This window comes from Candidatus Poriferisodalis sp., from assembly GCF_965208485.1.
Lineage (GTDB): Bacteria > Actinomycetota > Acidimicrobiia > Acidimicrobiales > Poriferisodalaceae > Poriferisodalis.
The window spans coordinates 2,157,431-2,180,607 of record NZ_OZ242344.1; the positions used below are offsets into that span (position 1 = coordinate 2,157,431).

Sequence of the window (23,177 nt, forward strand, 5' to 3'; positions counted from 1 at the left end):
TTCGCGACGGAGGCTTCCATGGCATTCCTGTCACAACTCGGCGAACTCTGGCACCGCCGGCCCAATCTCGTGCACTGGACCGCCGTGGGCGCCGTCGCGCTCGTCGCCCTCGTGCTCGTGGCAGGCACACAGGGTCGGGCGCGATCGGCCGCGACAGCGTGGGGCACACCGGTGCGGGTGCTGGCGGCAAGTTCCCCGCTGGCCATCGGGACTTCGGTGGACGGCAACGTCGACCTGGTCGAAGTCCCCGCCCATCTCGTCCCCGCCGGAGCGCTCACGAGCACTCTCGACGTGGGCAAAGTGACCCGAACCGTGCCCCGCGGCGGCCTGCTGACCGAGCTGGACGTTGACCCCACGTCCGGCGTCAGTGGGGGGCGTCGCGGCGTCGGTATCGGCGTCAGCCCCCACGCCCCCGAGGTGCGGCCCGGCACCGCAGTCGAGCTGCTGCTGTTCGCTGACATCGATCCGTTCCAGCCGGCCGACACCAGCGTCGGGGCAGAGCGCGTCCGGGCCCATGTCCTCGCGTCGGCGGCGGACCGTTGGTTCGTCGAGATTGACCCTGCCGACTTGGAGTCAGTCGCACGGGCGAGCGCCACCGGGGTGATCGTTCCCGTCGTCCTCAGCGCAGCCCAGTGAGAGCGACCACGGCGACCGCAGCCGCCAGCGCGACGCGGTAGCCGAAGAACGGTGCGAACACCGACCGCCCCGTACGCCGGCCCGCTCGGTTCAACAGCCACACCATCGCCGCGACGCCCAGCCACGACGACACGACTGCCGCCGCGGCGCCGATGACGATCAACTGCACCTGGGCTGCGCTCGGCGCGGCCTGCGCCAGCGTGACCCCGCGATACAGGCCCGCCCCCGCGATGACCGGCAGGCTCATGAGAAACGCCAGCCGCGCCGCCGCTGCGCGATCGAAGCCGAGCCATCGCCCCGCTGTGATGGACACACCCGAGCGACTCACACCCGGCAGCAGCGCCATCGACTGCGCCAAGCCCATGGCGGCAGCGTCCCGCAGACCGTAGGTGGAGTGGTCACGCTGAGTCTTGTGCCGCGCGGCAGACACGTCGGACCACCACAGCAACCAGCCAAAACCCGCCAGCAGCGCGGCAATCAGCAGTGGCTCTTCCGCCAAGTCGAGTACGACGTCTTCGAGTGCCAATCCGACCAGCGCCGCAGGGACTGCCGAGACCGCGAGGCTCACCGCCACCATGGTGTGGGGGATGGGGCGACCCCGGATGCCGCGCCATAGCGCCACCGCATAGTGGGCGATGTCGGCGCGCAAGTACAGCGCTGCCCCCGCGAGCGTGCCCACATGCAGTGCTACATCGAAGGAGTTCTCCATCTCGCTGTCGCCGTCGAAGAGATCCCAACCGCTCAGCCAAGGCACCAGCTCGAGGTGAGCGCTGGAGGACACCGGGAAGAACTCGGTCAGCCCTTGCAGCAGGCCGAGCATGATCGCGACGGCGATGTCTCCGGCCGCGGCAAGATCACCCAACGCAGCAGCCTCTAGTCGTCGCCTAACCGCACGCGCGGATCGCTGAACCCGTCCGTCGCGTTGCCAGTTGCTTCCCGCTCTTGTTCCCAATCTCGATTGGATACAGGCTCACGGGCCGCTCGGGTCACGGCTTCGCCTACCGGCTCAGCCTCCAGCGACGGGATGATGCGCGGTCTCCAGCGACGGGGCGGGTCGTAGTGGTGGCCGACCGCCCAGCCCTGGCGCATCGACGCCAGAAAGCCGGCCGGATCGTCGTCATCGAAATCCGGCATCTCGAGATACGCGCCGCCGAGTGCCTCCGCCACATGGGCGTCGCTGCCGGCGCCCGGCGCCAAGTTGTGCTCGCCTGCGTAGCGCGCAGCACGCGAGTTGAGGCTGTTGAGGCTCGTCTTGGAGTTCAGCACCTCGATGCTGTCGATGAGTCCCTCGGCGACGAGTTCATCGAGCACGTCGTGGCGCAGGTTGTTGCGGAGCGGGTCGAACGGGTGCGGGATATAGACGAGCCCTCCCTGAGACTTGACCGCCTGTGCAGCCGCCACAGGCGCCAATCCCTGCGGGACCCGTTCAGTCAAGAACAGTCCGATGATCTCGCCGGCGTGGGTCTTCATCTCCTCGCCGACCACGACCCGGGCATCCAGCTCGCCCTGCAGCTGCTGCGCACCCCGTACTGCGTTGTGGTCGGTGATGCACACCACGTCTATGCCGCTCTCTGCGAGGCACTGGGCGAATTCCTCCGGCGTCGTGGTGGAATCGCCCGACCACATGGTGTGGGTGTGAAAGTCCACCCTGACCCAGCCTGAGGGGCAGTCGTCCGCGAGGTGAGGGTGCCGTTCGACGGCGGCTGGAGCGGGCGGGCGCGGCACAGCTCACACCCCCGACAGCGCGACATCGGCGACGACCAGTGGCGGCATCGACATCCCGCCGGCAAGCGGCTCCGCGGTCGCCCCGATGCCGCAGATCCCAAGCAGCATCCGCTGCAGTGTGGATGCGATCGTTGCCTCCCGGAATGGCTCGGCCAATTCACCGCCCGAGATGCGATGTCCCCAGGCGCCGACCGAGAAGTCGCCACTGGTGGGATTGACCCCGCTGTGCAGACCGCTGACGCCCCGCACGAGCACACCATTTCCGATGGACGCGTTCAGCTTCTCATTGGCGATGTCACCGGTGTTCACGACGGGCGCGTGAGTTCCGACTCCGGGCACCGATCGAGTGCCGCGGACAGCCGACCCGGTGGAGAAGGTGTCCGATCGTCGGGCGGTGTATGCGTTGTGCAGGAAGCCGCCGAGCACACCCGAGGTGATCAGCGCATTGCGGCGAGCGGCGAGCCCTTCGCCGTCGAAGTTGGTGGCGCCTAATGTCGCAGGGTCGGTCGGATCGTCGAACAGGCTCAATCGCTCGTCGGCGATCTGGGAGCCGACACGGTCGGCGAACGGCGAGCGTCCCTTGAGCACGCTGTCCGCGGCAAGCACGCTGGTGACTACTGCGATGAATGCGGCAGCAACCGACGGAGCGAGCACGACCGGCAATCGTTCGCTCGGCGGCTTGGTCGCGCCGAGCTGTCCAGTGGCCAGCGCTGTCGATTCTGTGACGACACGATCAACGTCGAGCTGATCGGGCCGCCGGGCCGCATCGCCGGCGTAGCCGATCTGGGTCTCGTCGCCATCGGAGGCGAGCGGTTGGGCGCCGATCGAACAGCAGCCTGCCGAGGCTTGCACACAGATGCCCGTGCTCGACGCCAGGGCCGACTGCGACCAGCCGTCGCTCCACGCGGCGACACGTACGCCTGAGATGCGCGGATCGGCATCGAGGCAGCGGCGCTCGAGATCGATCGCCGCAGCGATCTTGTCGGCATCGGGAACGCTCAGGATCGCCGGGTCGCTGAGATCCAGTCCCGGCGGCTCCACACCGTCGGGCTCGGCAAGGCGCTGGTGCGGGTCCGGCTCGCCGAAAGCGACGTTGCGGCGCGCCGCCGCCAGCGTGTCGGACACCACATCGGGATCCAGCGAGCCGGCGGACGCGAATCCTTGACGGCCGTCTTCGACGACGCGCACGCCGATTGCGGCAGTCACGCCCGAGCGCAGCGACTCCACTTCGCCGTTGTACGCCCGCACCGTGGTGGAACGCCCCGTCGAGACGCACACCTCGATCTGCTCGTTGCCCGCAGCCCGCTCGCACACCCGCTGGGCGAGCTGAGCCAGCTCATCAGGTTCAAACTGCTTGCGACCATTCACCAGCGATCACACCCCGTCGTCTGGACGCGGCCGCATCCCGCCGCTCACGCGCGGCCGCATCCCGCCGCTCACGCGCGGCCGCATCCCGCCGCTCACGCGGCGGTGCCCCCGACGGTCAGGGCTCGCACCCGCAGGGTGGGCTGGCCGTCGCCGACGGGGACGCCTTGGCCGTCCTTGCCGCAGGTGCCCGGATGACCCATCGCGAAGTCACTGCCGATGGCATCGATGTCAAGAAGCACCTGGGGACCGTTGCCGATCAGGTTGCCCTCGCGAAGCGGCTCGGTGATCTCGCCGTCCTCGATGAGGTAGGCCTCGGTCATGCCGAACACGAAGTCGCCGGTCGCCGTGTTCACCTGACCGCCGCCGAGGTGGGCCACATACACGCCCCAGGGCGTGTCAGAGATGATGTCATCGGGGTCGATGTCGCCGTTCGTGACGAACGTGTTGGTCATGCGGACCATCGGCAGGTGCGTGTAGCTCTGGCGACGACCGTTGCCCGACGGCGCTCGCCCGTCGTCCCGGCTCCGTAGCCAGTCCCACATGTAGTCGGTCAGCACGCCGTCGGAAATCAGCACGTTCCGCTGCGTCGGATGGCCTTCGTCGTCAATTCTCAGCGCGCCCCACTCGGGCCCCATCGTGCCGTCATCCACCAAGGTCACGCCTTCGGCGGCTACCCGAGTGCCCACCCGGTCCCGGAACACCGACGCGCCCTTGCGCACCAAGTCGGCTTCGAGCCCGTGCCCGCATGCCTCGTGAAACAGCACGCCGCCACCGCCCCGAGCGATCACCACGGGCACCTCGCCGCTGGGTGCCGGGCGAGCGGCCAGCTTGGTCACGGCGCGCTGTGCCGCGCGCTCGGCCAGCTCGGCTGGGTCGCAGTCGTCGAACAGCTCCCACCCCACCGTGTAGCCGACGGTTTCACGGCCGGTCTGCAAACCGCCGTCACCGCTGGCCACGCAGCTCACCGAGAACAGCGTGCGGACCTGATCGTCCGCCGCACAGACGCCGTTGGTGTTGGCCACCAGGATCCGCCGCCGGCTGTCGCCATAGCGGGCGGTGACCTGGGTGATCGCCTTCTGGGTCGAGCGGGCGGCGTCGTCCGCCGCCTTCAGAAGCGTCACCTTGTGTTCGGTGCCGATGTCTGCCGGCAGCACTGCGACCTGAGGCTCGGCTCTGCCGTCGCCGCGGAACGACGCCATGTCGACCGCCCCGCCGGCCGGCGAGCGAGTCGCCACCGCCGCCGCGGTTCGTGCCGCGTCCGCGAGTCCGTCGGGAGTCAGGTCGGACGTGTGTGCATATCCCGTGATGTCGCCCGCGGTGACCCGGATGCCCACGCCACGGTCCCGGCCCGAGTTCATCTCCTCGACGCGTCCTTCGTCGAACAGCACGCCCGTCGAGGATCGATCCTCAGCGAAGAGCTCTGCCCATTCCCCGCCCGCGCGCAGGGCCTCCCTCAGGGTCGCATCAACCACGTCAAGGTCGACAAGCGGTCCGGCCTCGGTGCTGCCGGGAGTGATGGTGTCTGTCGTTGAGGTCATGGGATGCGCTGTCGTGTCGGGATCACTGCCGGGATTTCCGAAGCATCGGCGAGACACGCGTCAGCGTCTCATGTCCCGCGGTGCGGCCACACTATTGTGCGAAGCCAAGTGAAACGCTTCGTTAGAGGATGCGGTGGTTGGACCTCCCCGGCGGACCGCCATTTGCTTCCCGTTCTAGTTCGCTTCGCTCACCGGCCGCTCGGACCCGGGACTCTGCCTCTGAGGGAAGTGCGCAGCCGTACTGAATCCAGGGCCGCCGTGAGCAGGCGCCGTGGGAGTGCAGCCTGAGTGCGCATGCCGCACGGCCTCGTCACGGTGCTCCGCGTCGGCGTGAGCGCAGGCCTCTTGGCGCTGCTGCTCATCATCAGCCGCGACGAGCTCTCTGCTCTCGACCTCGACTCCAAGCGTGCGGCGGCCGGCTGGCTGGTGACTGCGTCGCTTGCGATCGCCGCGGCCTTCGTCACTGCCTCCGCACGCTGGTGGCAAGTCGCTGCCACGCTCGACGTCAAGGTGTCGTGCCGGTCGATGCTGTCGATCTACTTGGCAGCCCAGTTCGTCGGCAACTTCCTGCCCACCACGATCGGCGGGGACGTGCTGCGCGTCAACCGGCTGGGCCGTCTGTGCGGCAGCGAGGCCAACGCATTCGCAACGGTGATCATCGAGCGTCTCACCGGCTGGGTGGTGCTTCCGGTGCTCACACTGGCAGCACTGCTGTCGCGGCCGAGCCTCCTCACACATTCGGGCGGCCAGATTGCAGGCGGGCTGGCGCTGGGAACACTTGCCGTGCTGGCGTTCGTCGTCTGGGTTGCCGAGCATCCACGCGGACTCGGCCGTCTTGCCGGGGGCAACCGCATCCGAGATGCACTGGGCGCCGTTCACACCGGCTTGAGCATGTTCCGGCGACATCCGCGCGCTGCCGCACGGCTGCTGGGAGTCGGGTTCGCCTACCAAGTCCTCCTCGTGGCGGCGACAGCGCTGATCGGGGCAGCCATCGGCATCAATCCCGGCATGCGCGCATGGCTGGCATTTGCGCCGATGGTGTTGATCGTCCAGCTCATGCCCTTCACGATCGGGGGCCTCGGCGTGCGTGAGGGTGCGTTCGTGCTGTTCCTCGATGCCCACGGCGTGAACGAAGGCGAAGCCGTGCTGCTGGGCTTGCTGCTGTACGCGCTGACCCTGCTGGTGAGCCTGACCGGGGCCCCCGCACTGGCGCTCGGCGGGCGTCGGCGGCACGGCAAGGCGCCCGCGGAGGCACCGCTCGGACCCTGAGTACCCTTGGGCCGCGAATGCACCTCGCCAAACTCACCAGTCCGGCTGACCTGCGGGCGCTCAGCCCAGCGCAGCTCGACGAACTCTGCGCCGAGATACGGCACTTCATCGTGCAGGCCGTCTCGCGCACCGGTGGACATCTGGGGTCGAACCTCGGCACCGTCGAGCTCACCGTGGCGCTGCACCGGGTCTTCGAATCGCCGCGTGACGTCATCGTCTGGGACACCGGCCATCAGACCTACGTGCACAAGCTCATCACGGGACGCCGGGAGGGCTTCGAGCGCCTGCGCCAGCGCCACGGCCTGTCGGGGTATCCCAGCATGTCGGAGTCTCCCCATGATGTGGTCGAGAACAGTCATGCCTCGACCTCGCTGAGCTGGGCGTCGGGCCTTGCCGCGGGCTTCGCACTGACCGGTCACGAGCACCGCCGTGTCGTAGCAGTCATCGGGGACGGCTCGATGACCGGCGGCATAGCCTTTGAGGCACTGAACAACCTCGGCCACTACGCCCAGCGTGCCCTCATCGTGCTGAACGACAACGGCCGCTCCTATGCCCCGACGGTCAGCCGGCTGTCGGCCGCGGTGTCACGGCTGCGACAGTCGCCTCACTATGTTCAGGGTCGGCGGGTCGTGGACCACTTGCTCGAGCGCGTGCCCCTCGGCGACGGCGTACGGCGCAGCCTCGACAGCGCTGCGGCAGCCATGCGTGAGATGTGGGAGCCGCCAGCGTTCTTCGAGACGCTCGGCGTGCGCTATCTCGGACCCGTCGACGGTCACGACATCGGAGCCATGGAATCGGCATTTCGCGACGCAGCGGCCTACGCCGAGGGCCCGGTCGTCGTGCACGTGGTGACCCAGAAGGGCCGCGGCTACGCCCCGGCCGAGCACGACACCGAGAAGCACCTGCACGACATCGGCCTCTTCGACCCAGCCACCGGCAGCTCGCCAGCGCTCGCCCCCGCCGAGCTGACCCCAGAAGAGTCCCGGGAGGCGCCGAGCGAGTCCGCGACCTCCTCCGAGCCGACTGTGCGCGATGAACCGGCTCGCCAAGCCGAGCCGACTGTGCGCGATGAACCGGCTCGCCAAGCCGAGCCGACTGTGCGCGATGAACCGGCTCGCCAAGCCGAGCCGACTGTGCGCGACTACACGGCCGTGTTCACCGAGACGCTCATCGCCGCAGCGCGACGCAACCGTGACCTCGTCGCGATCACCGCTGCCATGGGCGGCTCCACCGGCTTGCTGCCGTTCCAGCGCGAGTTTCCCGAGCGCTTCTACGACGTGGGCATCGCTGAACAGCACGCGTTGACCTCAGCAGCGGGCATGGCACGCGCAGGTCTGCGACCGGTCGTGGCGGTGTACTCGACGTTCATGGCCCGCGCCTTCGATCAGGCGCTCTACGACATCGGCCTGCATCGGCTGCCGGTCATCCTCTGCGTTGACCGCGCCGGCATCACGGGCCCCGACGGCGCATCCCACCACGGACTCTACGACATCGCCATGTTCACCCGCGTTCCGGACATGACGGTCTTCGCGCCGTCATCGCCCGACGACCTGCCGGTCGCGTTCGCTCACGCGCTCGAAATCACCGACGGACCGGTTGCGATTCGCTGGCCCCGAGGAAAGGGCGCGCTGGCCGGGCCGATCGAGCCGCTCCAGACGTCCCCCGGCGGCATGCGGCTGCAGGCTCGTCGGCGCCGAACGGGCCCTGACGCCTGCGTGCTCGCGGCCGGTCAGACCCTCAGTGCCGCCGCAGAGGCAGCCGACTTGCTCAGCGCCGACGGCACAGAAGTATCCCTGTGGGATCCACGGGTGATCAAGCCGCTGGATCGAGCCATGCTCCTCGATGCCGCCTCGCATCCGCTCGTCGTCACGGTCGAGGACGGCGTACGGGTCGGCGGGTTCGGCAGCCTCGTCAGCGATGCGCTGCAGCAGCTCGATGCGCCCAGCGTTCCCCGCGTGTGCCAGCTCGGCACACCCGATGCGTACCTCCCGCACGGCAGCGCCGCCGAGCTTGCCGCCGAGGTCGGCCTCGACGCCAAAGGCATCGCGGCGTCGGTCGGCAAGATCCTCGCCCGGATGAACTCCTAGTGGTGTGTCGCAGTTTTCCTCCGGGCATCATGCAGCTCGCTGACCTGCAAGAATGGGCTTGCTTCAGCCCCAGCCATTTCAGCGACGCACCACTAGGAGGAAGCTGAGCGCCTTGATGTACAGCGGGTTGTCGCAGTACTTGTGGGCGTAGGCCGGCACCAGCAGGCTGAACATGGCCGACGCAGTGATCGCAGAATCGGTGACTGCATGGCTGCCGCGGCAATCAAGACCTTCGCCAAGACGAACTTCTGCGCGCTCGCTCGCGGCCGTCATGTCGGTTCTGAACTTCCCTCTTCACCTTGGAAGAACTTCATCGCACGTTCGCTCTCGATGAATCCCAGGATGGCAGCGGCATCCCGCAATTGGCCACGCCAATTCTCCGCAGGAGTTTCCCGAACGCCGACCTCTACGAGCCTGTCAGGGTGCTCGAGCAGGCTCTCCAAGAGACCGCCGAGGCGCTGTCTGTATTCCGGACAATCAAGAGCTTCCTCGAGCAGGAAGTCAATGTCGACACCCGGCAAACCCATGGGCGCGATCAGGCGACCGCCGTCGCTGCGGCTGGCTGACCGTGCGTCTCGTGGACTCCAACGGATCGAAGAGGCATATGGCAGCGGGGAGTAGTTACGCGGTGGAGTCATCGTCATCGTGTCGTCACTGCGAGCCAAGTGCCGATCGTCCTCCCCGGAGATCGATTCCAGACGGCGTTGGGAGGCTCTTGCCACTGGTGAAGATGCGCTGGCAATCGAATCCGAACTGCACCTCCGGAACGTCAAGTGGTGAGAATCCTCATCGATGATCTCGTTCCCGGCGAGGATTGCCCACCGCCTGAGGGCATCTGCAGCGTTGAGTGATCTCGGACGAGCGGACTTCGTCTCACCGAACTCGACTGACAATGTGACACACCATTCATCCGAAGACCCGCCAGCCTCGATCGAGAATTCATCGTGGACAATCGACGCAGAAATCGCGTCCGCGTTCTGCCACGCGACTCCGCTCCAGACAAGCGCCTCCCGCATTAGCAGTGCACCAAGTTGACGACCTGCTGAGTCAACGTCGTAGCCCATCAATTCGGCAGTATTCTGTGGCCAGTCGTCCCTGCGTGCTAAAGCAACAATCGACGTCGGATCTCCAGACCGCAGTCGATCGGTGACATATGCCTGACCGATGGAGTATGTCCAACCCGAAGCTCGCTCAAAGAACGGTGCCAACGCGAGGGAACGATCCAGCGGTCCATTGTCAAGCGGCATCGTGTCTCGCGGTGATCGACCAGAACCTTTCGCAGGCAAGTCTCGCTGGGCAAGGATACGCTCGGCGGCATACTGCGATTGACACGCGTGAGCGAATCCCTCGGAAACCGCCGCGATCGTCAGGTAGTGGTCAGGTTCATCTGCGATGGACAACGGCAAGTTGGACTGCCGTTCGCGCAGTGCGTCGTTGAGCCACACATGTGCAAGCTCGTGCGCGAGAATCTGATCCGTCCAGAAGCCGTCTACATGAGGGTTCAAGTAGACAGTTCGTGTTCGCGCATCATAGAAGCCAGCTCGATCTGCAGCGCGCCCGCGATAGAAGTCGACGTACATCTCGAAGTCCGTTGAGATAAAACCCAGAAATGAATAGAGCAGATACTCGCGAAACAGTGCATCAAGAGATGAGATAGAGGTCATGCTCGCACCGTTGTCAGCGATCAACACTGACGGCAGACTGTCTCTGTCGAAAGAAATTCCGCAGCTATTTCTGACATCTGCCAAGAGCGATGCAGATAGCTCATGCGGATCGCCTGAGAATTGCGGCGATCCTTGCGAGTGCTCAGATGTGCATTGCACACACACGGCAAGTATCGACAACAACATAGCCAAACAAATCCAACTCTTCATACTAAGGCAGTGCCTATGCCATCAAACGAAGCTACAAGCCTGTGTTGAGCCTCTCACACACTCAAACCGCGGTCCTTGTCCGATGTGAACAGTTCTCCATATCGTCTCATCAGAGCCCGATCCGCTGATTCGGTATTTCATGTAGTGCTCGAACTCGAAGAATTTGAGCGCATATGACGAGTCGTAGACGTAATCGTAACCGGAATCCGGTTGCCGGAGGCTACGGACCCAGGTTCCCAAGCTATTGCTCGGATTGGGGTGTTCATCGCAGTCGCGGTCGGGCCACCGATTGCGATCAATGCGACAGCAACTGTCGTTGTAGCCGAGCTTGAACGAACCCCATGGCTCTGGCACAGTCAACTCTTGCCAGAAGCGCACTTGTCGGCCATTGAGTGACATCCTGTATTCAAACTGAACTGAACCAGCTACAAACCACCAGCCGAATGAAAAGTACCCAAATGAACGTGTCTTGACTCCTCGCCAGATATAATCACCATCGAAATAGAAGTCGAAAGGCTCGTAGGTTCCCAGCATAAGCCCCGGAGGTACACCGCTTCCCGTGCCAAAGTCCGACAGTGGATCGGGTTGCGGGTTGGTGTCAAGGCCACGATACGTGCGGCCAGTACCCGGAACCGCCTGCTCTGCGAGCACTGAATCGATAGCATCCTTGATGTCAATGGTGAATGATTCAAGCGACTCCCCATCCATATTGCTGTATAAAGGAACCGGGTTGTGTGCGATTCTCCGCAGAAAAGCGAGAATGTCGGGTATGGTCGTCGGATCGAATTCTGCAAGCAGTACGAATTGGTCGAGCGGCGAGAATCCTTCTTCAATCGGCAGCATGAAGCATGTCGAAGTCTCGCATTCCAGTTTCAGTTGCCTGAGTTGCATTTCGCTGGTGACGGAACCCGTCATGTAGCGATGTCGTTGAGTGCTTTGGACTCCGTGCTTGCCGTCATGATTGTGTCTGCCGATACTGGGCCCGGCCACAAGAGCGCTTGGCTGGCTGACACGACCAAGACGACGACACCTAGGACAGTTCGACGCTTGGGAGTTCGAGGAAAAAGTCGAGTTCCCGAGCTCGACGTCGACAGCACGCGCCTGATCGCAAGCAGAACATGACCGCGAGTCGTGCTCATTATACGCGCCACAGACAAATGTACGAACTTCATTCCTCAATGGTAACTCCCCGTTCACGGTTTGTGCCACTGCACGGCATCGAAGATGGCCGACTGCAGACGCGCAACGGCCCGGAGCAAATGCCCCGGGCCGTCAAGCGTTGAGTTGTCTGTGCCGCAGCGGTGCTGTGGGCATCAAAGGCGATCAGCCCAGTTCGGAACCGACGACCGAGACGAAGCTCACGCACGCACCCGGCTGCCCGCCCAGGTTGTGCGTGAGTCCCAGCGTCTTGCCCTGCTCGGTCACCGAGGGAATCTGCCGCTCAGGCGGGGCTTGGCCGCGCAGTTGCAGCCAGCACTCGAAGAGCATCCGCAGGCCGGATGCGCCGATCGGGTGGCCGAAGCTCTTCAAACCGCCGTCGGGATTGACCGGCAGGTCGCCGTCGAGGTCGAACGTGCCGGCCATGGCTTCCTTCCAGCCCAAGCCACGCTCGGCGAAGCCGAGGTCCTCCATCAGCACCAGCTCGGTGGGCGTGAAGCAGTCGTGCACCTCGGCCATCGCAATCTGCGAGCGGGGATCGGTGATGCCGGCCTGCTTGTAGGCCTCGGCTGCCGATGCCACAACCTCACGGAACGTCGTGTAGTCGTAGGTGCTGTCGAGCGCACCGGTTGCCGGACCGGACGCGAAGCTGAGCGCCTTGATGTACAGCGGGTTGTCGCAGTACTTGTGGGCGTCCTCAGCCCGGACCAGGACCGCAGCGGCCGAGCCGTCGCTGACGCCTGAGCAGTCAAAGATGCCCAGCGGACCAGCGATCAGCGGCGAGCCTGCGATGGTCTCGGGGGCCACTTCCTTGCGGAACTGCGCCCGTGGGTTCAGTGCGCCGTTGCGGTGGTTCTTCCACGCGATGCGGGTGAGAACCTCCTTCATGGTCTCTTCATCCAGCCCGTACTTGTGGGCGTAGGCCGGTGCCAGCAGGCTGAACGTGGCCGGTGCCGTGATGGTGGAATCAGTGCCGTCGCTCGGTGGGCGAGCGCCTGTCAGACCCGAGTAGCCCGAGTCCTTCAGCTTCTCGACGCCGATGGCCATCACCATGTCGTAGGCGCCCGAAGCGACTGCATAGGCAGCGTTGCGGAACGCCTCCGAGCCGGTGGCGCACATGTTCTCGAGCCGGGTGACCGGCTTGTAGTCGAGCTGCAGCGGCTTCGACAGTGTCAGGCCGGAGACTCCCGAGCCCATCGTGCCGAGCCAGAAGGCGTCGATGTCGTCTTGGGTGACGCCAGCGGATGCGTATGCATCGTGCGCGGCGTCGGTGAGCATGTCATCGACGCTGCGATCCCAGTGCTCGCCGAACTGGGTGCAACCCATCCCGACGATCGCGACCTTGTCGCGAATGCCATGTGAACTCATGTGTGCCTGCCTTGTAGTGGGTTGGGTGTACCTGACATTATGGCCGCTGGCCGAGGGTGCTCGCCCGTTTCGGTCGCCAACGGCTCGGATTGACGTCTCCTGTGCGCCGTATCAGCACCCAGAACGGCAAATCTGCGCAGATTTCTAGGGCGCTTCCCTATCTGCGCGGAATCGCCGCCCAGAACGGCAAATCTGCGCAGATTTCCGACCCGCGGCAGTCCGGGGCGACGAGCGAGCCGGCGGGTCCCAATATTGTTACCCCGCAGCCGGGCGGGCCTTCCAGAAGTAGTTGTGGATTCCCTCTGCGGTGTACAGCCGGCGGAAGGTCATCTCGACCCGGTCGCCGATACGGACATCGTCAGGATCGACGTCGGTCATCTCGGCTTGGAAGCGGCCGCCGCCGTCGTAGTCGATGACCACGGCCACGACCGGCGGCGACAGCGAGTACGCCAGCCGGTCCACGGTGAACGTGGCGATCGTGGCCGGAGTGTCGGCCATGCGGATGCGTTCCATGTCGTCGACCGCGCCCCCTTCCATGGAAACGCGCATCGGCGGCATGTGGATGGCGCCCGAACTGCGGTCTCGCGAGCCGACAAGGGCGTACTTCCACTCCTCGGCGCGGAATGCGGGCGGCGCGCCGGGCCGGTCCGGGTCAGGGCGCCGGGGCGGTTCGCGATCCAAGTACCCACGCCACGTCAGGAACTTGCTGTAGTCGAGCGCGTCGTTGCCTCGTTCGATCTGCGCGCGGACCGGCGCGAACGGGGTGTGGTCGGCGATGGCGTCGGTTGTCCGCAGCACATCGACCGTGCAGCCGTCGGCGAGGTGGACGAGCAGGATCGTCTGGTTCGGCTCGGCCTCATCAAGGACGGACGCCAGTACCAAGGCGGGGTGCGCCGTTCCGGTGTTGCCGATCTCGTCGACCAGGTCGCTCACCAGCTTGTCGCCGGCAAGGCGGGACAGGCTGCGTACTGCTCGGGCGTGCATGCCCACGATCGCCACCTTGTCGATGCCGTCCAGACCCAGATTCGCGTGCTTGAGCGCTCGCTCGACGGTGTCGTTGGCCAGCGGCACGTAGACCTGCTCGCCGAATCGCTCCTCCCAGATTCTCGAGTACAGATCGCCCGGCTGGCGGTACCGGTCCAGGAATTCGGCCGATGCCTGGGCACCGCCCAGCCACGAGCACAGCACCGGGGAGGCCTCGTCGTCTCCGAACACGAATGCTGCAGCGCCGTCGCCGCCGTTCGCCTCGTCACCGCTGGTCGGCCGTCCAGTGCGCAGGTCCGCAGCGATGCCCAAGTTGACGCCGCTGCGCAGCGACGCAACAGACCACGCAGCCTCAGACGACCGCGGCGAACCGCCGATGTCCACGGCCCACGCCTCCGACGGCAGGTCGAGGGCCGCGTGGATGGCGGTGGCATTGGTCTTGTCCAAGTAGGCGGGGTTGGCCGTGGCGAAGATCACCGAGCCGGGAACCAGATTGGTGCCTCGCAGGGCGTTGCGGGCGGCCTCGACCCCCATCGTGGTGGTGTCCTCGTCGTAGCTGGCCACGGCACGATGCCCGCGGCCACCCCCCGAACCCATCGAAGCGGTGATCTTGGAGCGATCCAGCCGCCAGTAGGGCACGTAGGCCCCGTACGCAATGATCCCTCGTCCCATAGTGCGGTCTCCCATCGTCCCGATCGCCGCTGTCTTCGGCTGTGCCGAAGCCGCGCTGCGGCGCACGCCGACCAGCGCAGGAGCCTACGAGGACGCGCCGTCGGGTGTTGAGCCAGCCAGCGGCGGGCACGACGCGGCAGGCCTCGGCGAGACGGTCGTCCGGCGGGCCGCCATGTTCGTGAGTGCCCGTCGCGGGTCACGTCGCCCGCTTGGATTGCAGAATTCTTAGGCACCACGCGGGCTGCTGAACGCGGCAACGCTCGAGATGGCTGGCGGCGGACCGTTGGCTCTGCAAGTCCAGCCATCGACTGACGCGAAGATGCTCGAATCCGTCGACGTCAAACGGCAGATCAAGCGCCGAAACGCACGCCGAACTGGCGCAGCACTTCCGCTGCGACCAGTTCCTCATGCACAACGCGGCGGCGGCCGTCGAATTCAACCTCGAGTGCGGGATCCCAGGGCGTGACTCCTGCGCCTGCGCTGTCGAGTGGTAGCGGCACGCCTTGTGCATCCGCATGCTCCACGGCTTCCAGATAGTCAGCGGCTGACATCATCCACGGTGTGCAGGAGCGTTCTGCCATGCGTCGGCAGATCGCAATGCCGGCTGCGTCGAAATCACCGTGGTAGTGGAGGTCGGCGCCGTTCGCAGCGAGCTGGTCGATCAGCTCGACCACTGCCGATGTCGGGTTGCCGTTGGTGCACACGAGGCCAAACGGGACACGCCCGTCGGCCGCGTTCTCGATCACGCTCGGATTCTCGACAACGAGGACTGGCGTGCCTGCCGCCGCCTCTATCCGGTGCGCCCGCAGCGCCCGCAGGCTCACATGGACCGGCAGCGAAGCGTCGGCCGCAGCGGTCAACATCTTCGCCAGCGGCGACATGCCGAGCGGGCGCACCCCCCACGTCAGTACCGGAGCGGAGACCGAGTCGGCTGCGATTCCTGCCGCTTCCCAGAGCGCGCGGCCCTCAAGCGTGTCGCCCTCAGGGCCGATCGAGTACTTCAGTGCCCTCTCGGTGGCCGCTGCGAGCTTCGTCTGCCGGTCGAGCGCGTGAGCGGAGCCGAAGAGCCGGGCCGCCAGCTCTACCCGCGAGGCACTCCGGCCGGCGAAGCGATCGCGAGCGTCGAGGAACTTGCGAACGTCTGCGAGCAGCGATGCTGCTGCGGCTGCGTCGAAACCCGTGAGCAAGCCGGATCTGAGCAGGTCGTGTCCCCACTCGGAGGCCCACGGCTCAGGCCAGCCGTCTAGCTCGGAGAGCAGGGCGCCACGGGCGTCCCGTGCGGTGTCGCGAGCTTCGCGCCGCTTTGCCAGCGCGGGATCGGCCGGGCATCCGAGAAGCTCCAGCGCCGAATCGAGATCGCGGCCGACACCCAGCCGGACCAAGCCCGCCTCCAACTCCCCGAGATCGAGCCGCGCTGTCGGCGTGCGTCCGATCAGGGCCGTTACGGCCGGCACGCAGCGCGACTCGACGCGGGGCATCCCGATAGTGCCGCGCGCGGCCGGCCCGCGGTGGTCAAGCTTCTGGCGGACTGCACTCCACAGCGAACTCATGCCGGGGTCCGCCAGCGATTCCGGGATCGTTGCCTCGCTCACAGCATGGACGCCTCAGCATGGGAGATGTCGAGGACATAGCGCGCCGCCGCCGGCAGCACGACCACGTCGTCGCCGTCGAGTTCGACGAGCCGATGATCAGCGAGCAGCGAGACAGCCTCGTCGGCAAGCCGCTCCGGGGTGTCTGCTATCTGGGACCAGTAGGAACGATGCTCGGCCGCGAAGTCGGCGACCACCGCAACCACCTGATCACGTCGGAGCGACGTTCCGTCGCCCTGAGCGAGATGATCGGCGAGCAGCAACGCCGCGTGCCCGACGGTGCCGGTCTGCGGGAACCGCACATCCGAGAGTTCTCCATCGGGGTCGACGGCCATGACGCCTTCTGCTCGCGCCTCGATGTGCAGACCGAACATCTCGTCGAAGAAATCGACCTCCTCGCCCAGACGTCGACGCAGCTCTGACCATTCATCCGCCTCGAAGTCGTCGCGATATACGACTGGCTCCTCGAGGATCCGTGCCCGCATTCCCGAGCGCGTCGACACGTCGGGTCCGGATCGCTCGAGCAACTGGGCAGCGGACTCAGCCCGTGTCAAGACCGGCAACGGCAGCAACGCCACGCGGTCAGGCCGGATCGCGAGCACAGCATCGGCTTCCGCATCATGTGCGTAGTCGTCGATGCGTTCATGCAGCTCGGCGGCGAGGCCCTGGGCGATCATCCAGCGCAGTGCTGTCACCAGCGCCCGCCGATCCGATGGCTCGACCCCGATCTCCGCGCCCGCTTCAGCCGCTGCGGCCCGCAGCTCCCCGACGAGGTCGCGCAAGCTGATGACGTTGGGGCCCGACACCACTGCTGCCAGCACGAGCGCCAGCATCAGGTACTCCGAGGTGCTGAAGGGCCGTGGCTGCGCCGTGGCAGTCCGAAGCGGGCGGTTCCGCACGGTTGCCGTCGTCTTGAAGAGCCGGGCAGTGTCCGCAGTCACCTGCAGCCGGTAGCCGAAACGCTGTGTGAACCACTGGTCGAGCTGCCGCCGGTGCCGCCGGATCAGCATGAACTCATCGGGAGCGTTCTCTGCCGCAACCAGCGGTCGCGCTGCGAGGCAACGCGCTGCCTCGCGCAGTTCCACAGCGAGCAGATCGGCGTCGGAGGCCGCGCTCATGCCGCCGACTCCGCCCCGGCTGGCCATGGCGCCGGCGCTGCTGCGGTGACGGTCTCGATTGACCGTCCCCCACCGCCGTCGAACTCGGCAACCGAGACCGTCAGGCCATGCAACCGCAGCCGACCCTGCGGGCACTCGATGACGGTCTCAGCATGATCGTCGCGTCGCAGTTCGCACCGGAGCCCTGCTGCGCTCGCCACCCGAGGCCCGGCACCGTCCGCTGTTTGGTGCCCGCACAGGCTGATGAGTTCCCGGAGCAGCACGAACGCAGCAGTCGAGAGCGATGCCCCGTCGATCCGTCCGGTCTCGTCAGTGCCCGACAGCAGCTCACGGGCTGCCGCCTGACGCTCGACGCGCTCGCTGTCGAGGCGTTCGGAGATGATTCGCAGCTCGCTGCTGCGATCGCGAACCGGCGTCGCGTTGCCGCGCTGGGTGCGCTCGCCCCGCTCGCGCAATGAGACTGGCACCGAGGCTCGCGGCGCGCTCGCCCATGGCGTAGTCCTCGGAGCGGGATCGTCGGCATCAGCGGCGAGCCTCCCCGCCTTGCGGCACGACCCGAGGCCGAAGGCCGCGGCTACGAGATCGTGAGCCTCACCGGGCGTCCCGGCTGCGTCGAGAAAACCGGCCAGTCGCAGGAAGTCGGACCGACGAGATGTGGTTGCCGTGCCGAGGCGCGAGAGCCGGCTGAGGTTGGCAGTGAGCGTGCGCACCGCCCCCAACGCTTGGCCGGTGAGCTGACTCAGGCGGGAGGGGTGCGGGGGGGCATCGCTGAACCAGCCGCTCAGCAGGCGCCAGTCGTCACGTTCGGTGCCGAGTGTGCGCCGGGTAGAGAACTGCCCGGCGAGACCAGCCTCCCCGACGCGCTCGGCGAGGCCCGCGTCGACTCTCGGGAGCAGTCGATCCAGACGCGGCATGATCAACTCCAGGCTGCGGGCGATCGGTCGCTGCAATCGCTCGATCTGAGCGAGTTGCTCGCTCACGTAGCCGACGATGACTGTGGCAAGAAGCTGAACCTCGTCGGTGCTCAGGTCGTACCGGCTCTGCCATTGGGCGAGCTGCCTGAAGAACCCGGTCAGTTCTTCGGCGAACCGCTCGTGGGTGTCGAACACTGCCCGCACTGCTGCCGTTGCTTCTTCGGTGCCCATGTCACGGAAGTCAGTCGGCGCATGGTCCGCGAGCGTCTGCAATCGGGCGGCGAGATCGCTCAGGCGGCCCGCCTGGGGATCGGCGACCTCGTCGATGCCGGCGAGCAACCGCTCGGTGAGATCGAAGACCTGCTGACCCGCGCTGGTGATCAGGTACCGGTGACGCCGGCGGTTGTAGTCCTCGAGGCTGGTCGGGTTGCCGGCGTCGGCGGAGACCGTCACGTTGCCCCATTGGCGCAGGCGTTCGAGGCGGTCCTGCACCACGTCAGCGCCTAAATGCGAGCCAACCAAGCGGGCTTGCACCTCTTCGGGGCTGAACTCGGTGAAGAAGGTGTCTGCAAACACGGCGAGGATGGCGCGGTACTCGGCCCACTCCTCGCCGCCGAGGTAGCGGAACAGGTGGCGGACGCGGTGCGCAGCAGGCCGCTCGCTGGTCGGCGGCGGCACAGCGCCCGAGCCGGCTGCGGTCTCGCTCATGCCATGCCGACACGCTCCAGCGTGTCACCCTGCCAGCTGTAGCGATCGAGCAGGATCGACTTCAGGCCGACATCACGCACGATCTCGACGATGGACAGCTCGGGCACTGTGCGATGGTCGCCCCACAGCCGTTCGCTCGTGGCGATGAAGTCGAGATCCAGTGAGACGAGCAGACCGAACAGGCTGGCATGGTTGTCGGCGGAGACCTTGGCGAACGCATCGTCGAGCAGCACGAACCGGGCGATTCGGGGCGACTCCGCGCCGGGCTGGGCGACCGCCTCTGCGAGGGCGTCACAGGACGCAGCCACCGCGACGAACAGCGGCAGGTAGGTGACGAGCTTCTTCTCTCCTTCCGACAGCGGTGTGCGGCGGCTGAGCCGGCGCTCGGATGCTTCGGGCCGTGTCACCATCACGTCGAGGTCGTGCCACGTCTTGTAGTCGAGCGTCTCGGCGATGAGCTGCCGGTAGGGCGCGTCGGGGTCGTCGGCTCGTGCTGTGTCCAGCCGTTGCGTCAGGGCAACGCGGACCTCGCTGTTCTCGTCGGGCGTGCGGAGGTCTGGCGGTCTGGCGAGCAGCTCGACCATGCGCGCCGTCGAGTTGTCGAGCTCGGGGGAGCGTCGCCACCGCAGTCGTACGCCCACGCGGTGCGCGGTGGACACCGTTGCGAGCCGCTCGTTCGTCAGTTCGATCAAGCGCGTCGCGTCGTGCATCTTCTGGGCGATCTCCCTGGCGATCAGACCCTGCAGGAGTTCCCTCAGCGCATCCTGCTGCTTGCGGTCGAGCAGTCCGGCGAGCTGCTGGTGCTGCGATGTCGCGGCACGCTGGGCTGCGGGGAGGGTCATGGCGCCGAGCGGACCGGAGACCTCCACCGCCAGCGGCCTGCTCGCATCGGGCTGGAGTGCGGCTGCATCCCACCCGGCGCCGAGCGAGTCGCGGCGCTGCTGCAGCGACTGCCGGACGCTGTCCGCGTTGATCGCAGCCTCGGGGGCCGCGGTGCCGTCGGCCGCTGCGGGCGCGAGCCTGCCGATCGCGTCGAGCAGCGCTGCGAGGCCCGTCGAACCTGTGCTGTCGCTTGCGGGCGGTGTCGCCTCACCGCCTACGACGGCATCGAAGTAGCCCGGAATCCTGAGCACGCCGTCGACGTGTTCTCGGTGGGTCTCGCACGAGCGCTCGCTGGTCGACGCCGCTCGTTGCGCATGCTCAGCCTCAGCGACTGCCGAGGCTCGGCGCTCGACGGCGCGTTCCTTGTCTTCGCGTGCAGCCGGCAGCCGCTGTTCAGCCGTCTCGAGTTCCTTCGCGAGCCCGTCGCGCTCTTTGCGGACGCGTTCGTAGTCGGCGCCGACGGTCCTCTCCAGCGTGTCGAGACGGGTCTGCTCCCTGTCGCGTCTCGACTCGGCCTGTGCCACCCGGGCGCTCATGTCATGCTGCCGGGCGAGGTCGCTGCGGTACTGCGCCGCAGCGCGAGCGCACTCCTCGACCGATCGTTGCAGCCTCGTAAGCCCGTCGAGGCACGAGCCCACCAGCCGCTCGAATTCGGCCAATTCGGCGGCGAAGCCGTCCAGCCCGTCGCGATCTCGCGGCAGCGAAAGCGTCGCAGCAGTCCGGCGCAGCTCCTCGTCTGCGGTGTTGACGTTGCTCTCGGCCTGCGTCGCCGAGCGCGCGGCCTCGTCATGGCGCGACTCGGCGGCTGCAACTTCGCTCGCCGCTGCATCGCACGCACCCTCTGCGCGCTCGATGGCGCCGGTATCGGGCAACCGGGCAGCGTGACGGCGTAGCTCATCAAGTGCTTCCTGCTGGCGCTCGAGCGTGCCTTCCGCCTGCCGCTCGTGGTCCTTGAGCGCTTCCAGCTCGCGCTGCGCGGCGGCACGCTTGCGTTCCAGGGCTGCTCGCCGGGCTGCGGTGCCGATGAACTCCGCTCGATCTTTGGTATGGCGCCCACGCAAGAGCCCTGTTCGAAACGACCCGTCGGTGGCCGCAGCAGCGCCGCCGGCATTGACATCGCGACTGATCGAGTCAAGCAGTCGGGCGACCACTCCCTCGTTGACCGATCCGGCGAGTTCGGCAGGTATCGCCGGGCGCAGCCAGCGGCTGAGAGGCAGCTCGACCGGCGAGGCGGCAACGGCGACCAGCTCCCCGCTGGCGAGTTCGAGCATCTCATCCGCACCTATGCGGGCAGCCAGCACACCTGAGGCTTCGAGCGCGGCCTCGATGCGCGCCCGCTCGGTCTCGTCGAGCCCGGGCGCGAAGTCCACCAGGTCGGCGAAGCAATGATCGGCGGGAGTCTGCCAGTCGAATCGCGGCGACTCGGGCTCGGACATGGTCATGAGCAGTTCGAGCACCGCCTGCTGGTCGGCGGCAGCCTGGCGAGCCGCCTCGAGCGCCTGGCGGGCGTCCGCCGCGTTGGCGGTCTGCGCCTCGACGCCGGACACGATCTCGGCAAGCAACTCCGCTCTCCGGGCCGCGAAGGACGCCGCGTCGTTGTCGGGTAGTCCCGCGCTCGCCGCCGCGATCGCAGCGACGTCGGTCGGGGTTCCGGCTGACGTGCACAGCGTGATGGCTGTCGATGCCCATTCCCCGGTATGGGCGACCCACTCGCGCTGAGCTGCCGCCAAGGCGTCCAGCCGCTGCGCGTGCGCGTCGACGGCGCGCTGCTTGGCATTCACCGCTTCATTCAGCGCATCGGTTGCGCGTGCGAACTGCACCTCCGCCTGGTCGCATCGGGAGCGCGCCTCAGCGACCTGCCCGATGTCGCCGCGTCGTTGCAGCGCCCCTGCCGCGGCGCCGTCGAGACGGCGCTTGGCGGGGCCGGGATCGAAGGTCTCTGGGACAGAGATGTCGAGGCCGTCGAGCCAGGCGCGGTCACAGTCGAGCGCTGTCGGCGGGCGTTCGGTGACACCGCATCGCGTCGCGAGTTGGTCGGCCTGCGACAGCGCCGCGTTCAGCGTGACCACGTCGTCCTCGCTGCGTCCGGCAGCGGCGACAAGATGCCCGCGGGAGTTGCGCACCTGGTCCTGCGCGTTCGCGAGGCTGCGTGTCGCTTCGTCGTGCTGGCGCTTGAGGCTGTTGACGAGATCGCGCACGCCGTCGAGCTGGCGTCCCTCCTGGTAAGCCCGCGACTCCTCGATTGCCGAGATCTCGCTGCGCAGCCGATCAACGTTGCTCTGCTCACGCGCGATCTGGGCGTCCCTCCGCTCGACCTCCTGCGCAGCAGCAGCGACGGCATTGCGCGCCGCAGTCTCGGCACGGCGGCAACGTCGGGACTCAGCGAGCAGATGGCGGCCCTGTTCTGCACGGTGCTGCAGATCGCTGGTGCAGTAGGCGCAGTACCGGTCGAGCAGTCCCTCGACAGCAGCGACGGTCCGCTCGAGCTCTGCGACGTTGCGGCGGTGATCCTCGAGATCGTCCAGCGGGGCTGCCGCATCGGTGAGCGCTTGCTCGGAGAGCTGCGGCAGCGCGTCGGCGAGATCGCGCGGCAGATCGACATCGATCCGGTCGCCGACTCGCGGGTTGCGGACTTTGTCGATGAGCCGGATGTGCTGGTCCACGCTGGCGCCGCCGAACAAGCGCTGCTCGATGAAGCTTCGGTAGTCGCGACGGTCACGGTGAGCAAACACAGGGTCGCCGCAGAGCCTGTCGCGCAGTGCGTCTGCCGACAGCGGTACACCCCCGACGACGAAGTCAAAGTCGATGCCCGGGCGTTTCGATGTTGCGAACCACCAGGTCGTGACGTTGTCGGCCTGCCGGTTCGCCTTGATGCCGCAGCCGCAGACGAAGTACTCGTCACCGAGGCGGAACTCGATCCACAGGTAGCCCACCGGCTGAGCGTCGTCGCGGCCGTCGAGCATCCAGGACCGCAGCAGGCCGCTCTGCTCGCGGGCGGCATCGATATTGCGCTGGCTGGCTGTGAGCAGGAACGGCAGCAGCATGTTCATGGCCGTCGACTTGCCCGAGCCGTTGACGCCACGCAGCAGCAACCGGCCGCAGCGGAAGTCCAGCACCTCGTCGCCGTACTGGTAGATGTTGATGATTCCCGCGCGCTCGAGCCGCCAGCGCGCCGGAGGTGCGTCAGCAGGGTTGCTCACGGCTCAGAACGTAGCCACGGCGTGTGACATGAACACCTGTCACAACGCCGCGACGGCAACGCAACGCCAAGTGCGCGATGTCGATCC

At 66.8% G+C, this 23,177-nt stretch carries 16 protein-coding genes; 3 read left to right on the forward strand and 13 right to left on the reverse strand.

The features are described 5' to 3' along the window. Window positions 1–18 precede the first annotated feature (18 nt). Window positions 19–636, forward strand: coding sequence for a hypothetical protein (locus ACOGXQ_RS10065; RefSeq protein ID WP_419947253.1), 618 nt, complete (start codon window positions 19–21; stop codon window positions 634–636). Here ACOGXQ_RS10065 and ACOGXQ_RS10070 read toward each other — a convergent pair. From ACOGXQ_RS10070 to ACOGXQ_RS10085, 4 genes are all read right to left on the reverse strand, one after another. Next, window positions 620–1,498: an undecaprenyl-diphosphate phosphatase gene (locus ACOGXQ_RS10070; protein WP_419947254.1), complete on the reverse strand. Its 879-nt coding sequence runs from the start codon at window positions 1,496–1,498 to the stop codon at window positions 620–622. The two genes, ACOGXQ_RS10065 and ACOGXQ_RS10070, sit on opposite strands and share 17 nt — an antisense overlap. A gap of 11 nt (window positions 1,499–1,509) precedes the next feature. Beyond that, complete coding sequence (locus tag ACOGXQ_RS10075) at window positions 1,510–2,283, reverse strand: PHP-associated domain-containing protein (RefSeq protein WP_419947255.1); 774 nt, start codon at window positions 2,281–2,283, stop codon at window positions 1,510–1,512. 81 nt (window positions 2,284–2,364) lie between these two features. Then, entirely contained in the window at window positions 2,365–3,729 is a 1,365-nt protein-coding gene (locus ACOGXQ_RS10080) for a TldD/PmbA family protein (RefSeq protein ID WP_419947256.1), read from the reverse strand. A 92-nt stretch (window positions 3,730–3,821) separates the two neighbouring features. Then, entirely contained in the window at window positions 3,822–5,267 is a 1,446-nt protein-coding gene (locus tag ACOGXQ_RS10085; RefSeq protein WP_419947257.1) for a TldD/PmbA family protein, read from the reverse strand. 294 nt (window positions 5,268–5,561) lie between these two features. Here ACOGXQ_RS10085 and ACOGXQ_RS10090 point away from each other — a divergent pair, with 294 nt between their 5' ends. After that, complete coding sequence (locus ACOGXQ_RS10090) at window positions 5,562–6,536, forward strand: lysylphosphatidylglycerol synthase transmembrane domain-containing protein (protein WP_419947258.1); 975 nt, start codon at window positions 5,562–5,564, stop codon at window positions 6,534–6,536. Between the two features lie 17 nt (window positions 6,537–6,553). Continuing rightward, a complete protein-coding gene (locus tag ACOGXQ_RS10095; protein ID WP_419947259.1) occupies window positions 6,554–8,623 on the forward strand; it encodes a 1-deoxy-D-xylulose-5-phosphate synthase in 2,070 nt (689 codons plus the stop codon). Window positions 8,624–8,701: 78 nt separating this feature from the next. Here the strand turns inward: ACOGXQ_RS10095 and ACOGXQ_RS10100 are convergent, their stop codons facing one another. The 9 genes from ACOGXQ_RS10100 to ACOGXQ_RS10140 form a co-directional block, all read right to left on the reverse strand. Beyond that, entirely contained in the window at window positions 8,702–8,896 is a 195-nt protein-coding gene (locus tag ACOGXQ_RS10100) for a hypothetical protein (RefSeq protein ID WP_419947260.1), read from the reverse strand. Continuing rightward, window positions 8,893–10,371, reverse strand: a complete 1,479-nt coding sequence (locus ACOGXQ_RS10105) for a hypothetical protein (RefSeq protein WP_419947261.1) — start codon at window positions 10,369–10,371, stop codon at window positions 8,893–8,895. The genes ACOGXQ_RS10100 and ACOGXQ_RS10105 overlap by 4 nt, the downstream gene beginning before the upstream one ends. 147 nt (window positions 10,372–10,518) lie before the next feature. Further along, a complete protein-coding gene (locus tag ACOGXQ_RS10110; RefSeq protein WP_419947262.1) occupies window positions 10,519–11,412 on the reverse strand; it encodes a hypothetical protein in 894 nt (297 codons plus the stop codon). 408 nt (window positions 11,413–11,820) lie between these two features. After that, window positions 11,821–13,023 (reverse strand): acetyl-CoA acetyltransferase, encoded by a 1,203-nt coding sequence (locus tag ACOGXQ_RS10115; protein ID WP_419947263.1) that lies wholly within the window; start codon window positions 13,021–13,023, stop codon window positions 11,821–11,823. Between the two features lie 255 nt (window positions 13,024–13,278). Continuing rightward, on the reverse strand, window positions 13,279–14,694 hold the full coding sequence (locus ACOGXQ_RS10120; protein WP_419947264.1) for an OB-fold domain-containing protein: 1,416 nt from the start codon (window positions 14,692–14,694) through the stop codon (window positions 13,279–13,281). A 335-nt stretch (window positions 14,695–15,029) separates the two neighbouring features. Continuing rightward, complete coding sequence (locus tag ACOGXQ_RS10125) at window positions 15,030–16,271, reverse strand: TIGR02679 family protein (RefSeq protein ID WP_419947265.1); 1,242 nt, start codon at window positions 16,269–16,271, stop codon at window positions 15,030–15,032. Then, window positions 16,268–17,386 carry a TIGR02678 family protein gene (locus tag ACOGXQ_RS10130; protein WP_419947266.1) on the reverse strand — a complete coding sequence of 373 codons (1,119 nt, stop codon included), beginning with the start codon at window positions 17,384–17,386 and terminating at the stop codon, window positions 16,268–16,270. The genes ACOGXQ_RS10125 and ACOGXQ_RS10130 overlap by 4 nt, the downstream gene beginning before the upstream one ends. Next, entirely contained in the window at window positions 17,383–19,008 is a 1,626-nt protein-coding gene (locus ACOGXQ_RS10135) for a TIGR02677 family protein (protein ID WP_419947267.1), read from the reverse strand. Before ACOGXQ_RS10135 ends, ACOGXQ_RS10130 begins: the two co-directional genes overlap by 4 nt. Then, window positions 19,005–23,090: a TIGR02680 family protein gene (locus tag ACOGXQ_RS10140; protein WP_419947268.1), complete on the reverse strand. Its 4,086-nt coding sequence runs from the start codon at window positions 23,088–23,090 to the stop codon at window positions 19,005–19,007. The genes ACOGXQ_RS10135 and ACOGXQ_RS10140 overlap by 4 nt, the downstream gene beginning before the upstream one ends. Between the last annotated feature and the right edge of the window lie 87 nt (window positions 23,091–23,177).

Excerpts from the sequence above, each read along its gene's own strand:
- ACOGXQ_RS10065 (WP_419947253.1), top strand. The coding sequence starts at position 19 with ATGGCATTCCTGTCACAACTCGGCGAACTCTGGCACCGCCGGCCCAAT.
- ACOGXQ_RS10085 (WP_419947257.1), bottom strand. The coding sequence starts at position 5,267 with ATGACCTCAACGACAGACACCATCACTCCCGGCAGCACCGAGGCCGGA.
- ACOGXQ_RS10090 (WP_419947258.1), top strand. The coding sequence starts at position 5,562 with ATGCCGCACGGCCTCGTCACGGTGCTCCGCGTCGGCGTGAGCGCAGGC.
- ACOGXQ_RS10095 (WP_419947259.1), top strand. The coding sequence starts at position 6,554 with ATGCACCTCGCCAAACTCACCAGTCCGGCTGACCTGCGGGCGCTCAGC.
- ACOGXQ_RS10100 (WP_419947260.1), bottom strand. The coding sequence starts at position 8,896 with ATGACGGCCGCGAGCGAGCGCGCAGAAGTTCGTCTTGGCGAAGGTCTT.
- ACOGXQ_RS10110 (WP_419947262.1), bottom strand. The coding sequence starts at position 11,412 with ATGACGGGTTCCGTCACCAGCGAAATGCAACTCAGGCAACTGAAACTG.
- ACOGXQ_RS10115 (WP_419947263.1), bottom strand. The coding sequence starts at position 13,023 with ATGAGTTCACATGGCATTCGCGACAAGGTCGCGATCGTCGGGATGGGT.
- ACOGXQ_RS10120 (WP_419947264.1), bottom strand. The coding sequence starts at position 14,694 with ATGGGAGACCGCACTATGGGACGAGGGATCATTGCGTACGGGGCCTAC.
- ACOGXQ_RS10130 (WP_419947266.1), bottom strand. The coding sequence starts at position 17,386 with ATGAGCGCGGCCTCCGACGCCGATCTGCTCGCTGTGGAACTGCGCGAG.
- ACOGXQ_RS10135 (WP_419947267.1), bottom strand. The coding sequence starts at position 19,008 with ATGAGCGAGACCGCAGCCGGCTCGGGCGCTGTGCCGCCGCCGACCAGC.